This window comes from Micrococcus sp. LASM2_SD2 (assembly GCF_057364565.1).
Window position 1 is genome coordinate 1 of record NZ_JBNFOB010000137.1, and the last position, 6,228, is coordinate 6,228.

General features: G+C 72.2%; 3 protein-coding genes. All 3 read left to right on the top strand.

Translation table 11 applies throughout. The features are described 5' to 3' along the window. Window positions 1–439: 439 nt before the first annotated feature. The 3 genes from AC2W7A_RS08160 (at window position 440) to alaS (ending at window position 6,207) form a co-directional block, all read left to right on the top strand. Window positions 440–1,885, top strand: coding sequence for a replication-associated recombination protein A (locus AC2W7A_RS08160; RefSeq protein WP_485990919.1), 1,446 nt, complete (start codon window positions 440–442; stop codon window positions 1,883–1,885). Between the two features lie 332 nt (window positions 1,886–2,217). Next, a complete protein-coding gene (gene rpsD / locus AC2W7A_RS08165; RefSeq protein WP_485990920.1) occupies window positions 2,218–2,844 on the top strand; it encodes a 30S ribosomal protein S4 in 627 nt (208 codons plus the stop codon). A 651-nt stretch (window positions 2,845–3,495) separates the two neighbouring features. Next, window positions 3,496–6,207, top strand: a complete 2,712-nt coding sequence (alaS, locus tag AC2W7A_RS08170; protein ID WP_485990921.1) for an alanine--tRNA ligase — start codon at window positions 3,496–3,498, stop codon at window positions 6,205–6,207. Window positions 6,208–6,228: the final 21 nt, after the last annotated feature.

Below are 6,228 nucleotides of genomic sequence, written 5' to 3' on the forward strand. Positions count from 1 at the left end.
GGACAGGGCGGCGGCGCTCAGGACGGTGGCGGCGGAGGCCGCTGCGGTGCGGCGGGTGCGGTGCGTCGAATGCATGGGGATGGGTCTTCCTTCGTCGTGTGGCCCGCGGGCGCGGCGATGCGCTCGGGGCGCCGGCGGGGGACCTGTCCACCCGACACGGTCTGGGTGAACCCAGAATGAGCACAGCGTTGCTGCGGGTGCACGCGGAGCCGAACGGCCGTCGTCGGGACCTCAGGAGGTGCGGAGACGGCGGCCCGCGGACCGGCCGTCGGTGTGTCAGCGGTGTCGCCCGCATGTCTGTGTGCCCTAGGTCGGATATGCCGGCGTGCGAGGCGATCGTTCCGACCCGGCGCACACAGTCGTGGCTGGACGGCGCCGGCTCGCCGCGGCGGCGCCTTCCGTCCACGGCGTCTGCCGGACGGCTTAGGCTGGTGGGGCCATGAACGACCTCTTCACCTCCGCCGCGGACTCCGACGACGGCCCCTCGCCCTCCGGCGCCGGCCGCACCTCCGGGGTGTCCCGGCAGGTGGAGGCCTCCGTGCGCTCCGCGGCCGCGCCGCTGGCGGTGCGCATGCGACCGCGGTCCGTGGACGAGATCCTGGGCCAGGACCACCTGCTGCGGGCCGGGTCCCCGCTGCGCAAGCTCGCCGCCGCCTCGGGCGAGGGGTACACGGGGGCGGCCGGGCCGAGCTCGATCATCCTGTACGGGCCGCCGGGCATCGGCAAGACCACCATCGCGCACGTGATCGCGCGGGGCGAGGGCAGGAAGTTCGTGGAGCTGTCCGCCATCTCCGCCGGCGTGAAGGACGTCCGTCAGGTGATGGACCGCGCCCGCGAGGAGCGCGACCTCTACGGGCGCACCACCGTCCTGTTCCTCGACGAGATCCACCGCTTCACCAAGGCCCAGCAGGACGCCCTGCTGCCGGGGGTGGAGAACCGCTGGGTCGTCCTGGTCGCGGCCACCACGGAGAACCCGAGCTTCTCGGTGATCGCCCCGCTGCTGTCCCGCTCCCTGCTGCTGACGCTGCGTCCGCTTCAGGACGCCCACATCGAGGGGTTGCTCGCCCGCGCCGTGGCGGACGAACGGGGCCTGGGCGGGTCGGTGGCCCTCTCGGACGCCGCCCGCGACTACCTGGTCCGCATGGCTGGCGGGGACGCCCGCCGCTCGCTCACCGTCCTGGAAGCGGCCGCCGGCGTGGCCCTGGACCGCGTGGAGGAGGAGGGCCTCGGCGAGGCCGAGGCGACCATCACTGTCACCGAGGCGGACGCCGCGCAGGCCATGGACCGTGCCGTCCAGCGCTATGACAGGGATGGGGACCAGCACTATGACGTCATCTCCGCCTTCATCAAGTCCATCCGCGGCTCGGATGTGGACGCGGCCATGCACTACCTGGCACGGATGCTGGAGGCGGGGGAGGACCCTCGGTTCATCGCCCGCCGGCTCATCATCTCCGCGTCCGAGGACGTGGGCATGGCCGACCCCACCGCCCTGCAGACCGCCGTGGCCGCCGCGCAGGCCGTGCAGCTGATCGGCATGCCGGAGGGACGGATCGTCCTCGGGCAGGCCGTCACCCACCTGGCCACCGCGCCGAAGTCCAACGCGAGCTACCACGCCGTCGACGCGGCCATCGCGGACGTCCGCGCCGGCGGCACCGGGCAGGTCCCGCTGCACCTGCGGGACGCGCACTACCCGGGAGCCGCCGCCCTCGGCCACGGCAAGGGCTATGTCTACTCGCACGACGAGCCGCACGCCGTGGCCCGCCAGCAGTACGCCCCGGACCCGCTCGTGGGGAAGGACTACTACGTCCCCAAGCCGATCGGGCACGAGAAGCGCCTCACCGAGCAGGTCGCGGCGCTGCGGCGGATCCTGCGCGGCACCGGCTGAGCCTGGACGCCCGGTCCGCGCTGCGCCGCCCGGTCGGCACCGGGGCCGTCCACCTGGTAGACTCATCCGCTGTCTGGCAGGCGTCGCGCCCCGGACGATCCCCCTCACCTGCTGAGAACGGGCACGCGTGTGCCCGGTACGGCCGCGTGGGGGAGCGCGGCGCCGTGGTGACGACGGGCCCGCGATGCGCCCCTCAGCCCTCCGACGGATCGACCGGAGGCCAGGTTCCGCACCGTTCTGGACCCCGCGCGGCATGCCGTGCACGGGGGCTTGACGGCGGTGCGGAGACAAACCCGAACGGCATCGCACGTCAAGGAAAGTGAGGACCACTCATGAGTGGCAACCTGCGCACCCGCCGCACCGTGCGGCACTCCCGCGCCCTGGGCATCGCCCTGACCCCGAAGGCCGAGAAGTACATGGAGCGCCGTCCGTACGGTCCCGGCCAGCACGGCCGCGCCCGTCGCAAGGCGGACTCCGACTACGCGGTGCGTCTGAAGGAGAAGCAGCGCCTGCGCGCCCAGTACAACATCCGTGAGGCCCAGATGCGTCGCTACTTCGAGGAGGCCAAGCGCACCGAGGGCCTGACCGGTGAGAACCTGGTCGAGCTGCTCGAGATGCGCCTGGACGCCCTCGTGCTGCGCGCCGGCTTCGCCCGCACCATCCAGCAGGCCCGCCAGTTCGTCGTGCACCGTCACATCACCGTGAACGGCAAGCGCGTGGACATCCCGTCCTTCCGCGTGAAGGAGGGCCAGGTCATCGAGGTGCACGAGCGCTCCGCCAAGTTCGAGCCCTTCCAGGTGGCCGCCGCCGGCGCCCACCAGCAGGTCCTGCCGGCCACCCCGGGCTACCTGACCGTGGAGATCGACAAGCTGCGCGCCACCCTGTCCCGCCGCCCGAAGCGCTCCGAGGTCCCCGTGACCTGCGAGGAGCAGCTCGTGGTCGAGTACTACGCGCGCTGATCCCTCGAAGGGAGGCCGCAGCCGCGGCGTCCCGACGACGTCACGTGCGTCCGGCAGGCCCGGTCACCTCATCGAGGTGGCCGGGCCTCCGGCGTGTCCGGGGCGCCGCGGCCTGCGCACGTCAGGGCGGCCCGCCCGCCCCGAGTGGAGACGGGGTGCGCCCGGATGCCCGGGTGTGCCCGGGATTGCCGGGATTGTGCGTCATCGGCGGTAGTGTTGACGGGAACTGTGTCCGTGACCGAACGAGTGCCCGCCGTGCGGGCCAGAAGGTGGAGAGCGATGATCAAGCAGATGCTGATGCTCGGTGCCGGTGCCGCCGCAGGATGGCTTGGGCACATGGCCCTGGGCAAGGGGCGCGACGCCGCGGCCGTGAAGGCCGAGGAGACGCTGCGCACCGCCCTCCACCCCTCCACGATCGGCCGGAAGCCGGCGCCGCCACCGCGACGGTCCTGGCCGAGGGCGCCGCGGCTTCGCCGCCCAGCTGCGCGAGGAGGTCCCCGCCTGGCGGACCGTCTCCGAGCGGCTCGGCCACACGGACTCGCGCACCATCTCCGGCGAGACCGTGGACGTGGCCTCCCCGCAGACCGCCCCGACCGCCCCCGGCGCCCGGCACACCACGACGGCCCAGACCACCTCCGAGGAGCACACCGCATGAAGACCGAGGACATCGCCCAGCGCTGGCTGGACTTCTTCGAGAAGAAGGGCCACACCGTGGTCCCCTCCTCGTCGCTGGTCTCGCCGGACCCGTCCCTGCTGTTCACCGTGGCCGGCATGGTCCCGTTCATCCCGTACTTCCTCGGTGAGCAGACCCCGCCCCACCCGCGTGCCGTGTCCGTCCAGAAGTGCATCCGCACCGCGGACATCGAGGAGGTCGGCAAGACCGTCCGCCACGGCACCTTCTTCCAGATGTGCGGCAACTTCTCCTTCGGCGACTACTTCAAGGAGAAGGCCATCCCCATGGCCTGGGAGCTGCTCACCACCTCCCAGGACGAGGGCGGCTACGGGCTGGACCCGGAGCGCCTGTGGGTCACCGTCTACAACGACGACGACGAGGCCGCGCAGATCTGGCAGGACGTCGTCGGCATCCCGGCCGAGCGCATCCAGCGCATGGGGGAGGCGGACAACTACTGGAACACCGGCCAGCCCGGCCCGGGCGGCCCCTGCTCCGAGATCTACTACGACCGCGGCCCCGAGTACGGCATCGAGGGCGGCCCGGCGGCGGACGACGTCCGCTACCTGGAGATCTGGAACCTCGTGTTCATGCAGCACCGCCTCTCCGCGGTGCGCGCCAAGGACGACTTCGACGTCGCCGGCGAGCTGCAGCACAAGAACATCGACACCGGCCTGGGGCTCGAGCGCCTCGCCATGCTCCTGCAGGGCGTGGAGAACATGTACGAGACGGACCAGGTCCGCCCCGTGCTGGACCGCGCCGCCGAGCTCGCCGGCGTGGAGTACACCTCCACCGAGGACCCGCAGGACCCGCACTACGACGACGACGTGCGCCTGCGCATGATCGCCGACCACGTGCGCTCCTCGCTGATGCTGATCTCCGACGGCGTCACCCCGGGCAACGAGGGCCGCGGCTACGTGCTGCGGCGCCTGATCCGCCGCGTCATCCGCGCGATGCGCCTGATGGGCGTCAGCGACCCGGTGCTGCCGGAGCTACTGCCCGTCTCCCGCGACGCGATGGCCGGCACCTACCCGGTGGTCGCCGAGCAGTGGGACCGGATCTCCCGTGTGGCGTTCAACGAGGAGAAGACCTTCTCCCGCACCATCGCGGCCGGCACCGCCCGCCTGGACGCCGCGGTCTCCACCGCCAAGTCCGAGGGCCACGGCCTGGCCGGTGCGGACGCCTTCGAGCTGCACGACACCTACGGCTTCCCGATCGAGCTGACCCTCGAGATGGCGGCCGAGGCGGGCGTCGAGGTGGACGAGGCCGGCTTCCGCTCCCTCATGAAGGAGCAGCGGGACCGTGCCCGTGCGGACGCGAAGTCCAAGAAGTCCGGCCATGCGGACACCGAGGTGTACCAGCGGCTGCGCGGTGAGGGACAGACGCACTTCACCGGCTACACCGAGTTCGCCACCGAGTCCGTGATCCGCGGGCTGATCGCGGACGGCGCCGCCGTGCAGTCCGCCTCCGCCGGCCAGGAGCTGGACCTCGTGCTGGACGCCACCCCGTTCTACGCCGAGGCCGGCGGCCAGGCCGCGGACCGTGGCGTCATCACCGGCGACGGCTTCGAGCTGGAGGTGCTGGACGTCCAGGCCCCGGTGAAGGGTCTGTCCGTGCACCGCGTGCGTGTCAAGGACGGCGAGGTCGCCGCCGGCGCCACCGCCCTGGGCTCGATCGACGTGCAGCGTCGCCTGGACGCGGAGAAGGCGCACACCGGCACGCACATCGTCCACGCGGCCCTCCACGAGATCCTCGGCCCGGAGGCCACGCAGTCCGGCTCCTTCAACAAGGAGGGCTACCTGCGCTTCGACTTCCGCTGGGCCGAGGCCGTCTCCGCGATGGCCCGCTCGGAGATCGAGGACCTGTCCAACATCGCCATCCGGGACAACCACACCGTCCTGACCAAGGAGATGTCCCTGGACGAGGCCAAGGCGATGGGCGCCATGTCCCTGTTCGGAGAGAAGTACGGCGACCGCGTCCGTGTGGTCGAGATCAACGGCGACTTCTCCCGCGAGCTCTGCGGCGGCACCCACGTGAACCGCACCGCGGAGATCGGCTCCCTGACCCTGCTCGGCGAGCAGTCCGTGGGCTCGGGCAACCGCCGCGTGGAGGCCCTCGTCGGCCTGGACGCGTTCCGTCACCTGGCCACCGAGCGCACCCTGGTCTCGGACCTGTCCGAGATGTTCAAGGCGCCGGCCGACCAGCTCAAGGACCGCATCTCCGCGACCATGGACAAGCTCAAGGCGGCGGAGAAGCAGATCGCCGAGCTCAAGGCCGCGCAGCTGCAGGCCGAGGCCGGCCAGCTCGTCGCGAAGGCCGAGGAGGTCACCACCGCCGGAGGCACCGCGGTGAAGGTGCTGGCCCACCACGCCGGCGCCGTGGACGGCGGGCAGCTCCGCTCGTTGGTGCTGGACCTGCGCTCCCGCCTGGAGTCGGCCGGAGGCAATGCGGCGGGCACTCCCGTGCTTGTGGCCATGACGGCCGAGGCCAAGGGCCGTCCGCTGATCGTCACCGCCACCAACCAGGCCGCCCGCGACGCCGGGCTCAAGGCCGGTGCCATGGTCAAGGTCGCCACCGGGGTGCTCGGCGGCGGCGGTGGCGGCAAGGACGACGTCGCGCAGGGCGGCGGCCAGGACGCCACGAGGACCACCGAGGCGCTGGCCGCGGTCACCGACGCGGTCCGCTCCGCGTGAACAGCTACGACCGGCAGGCCT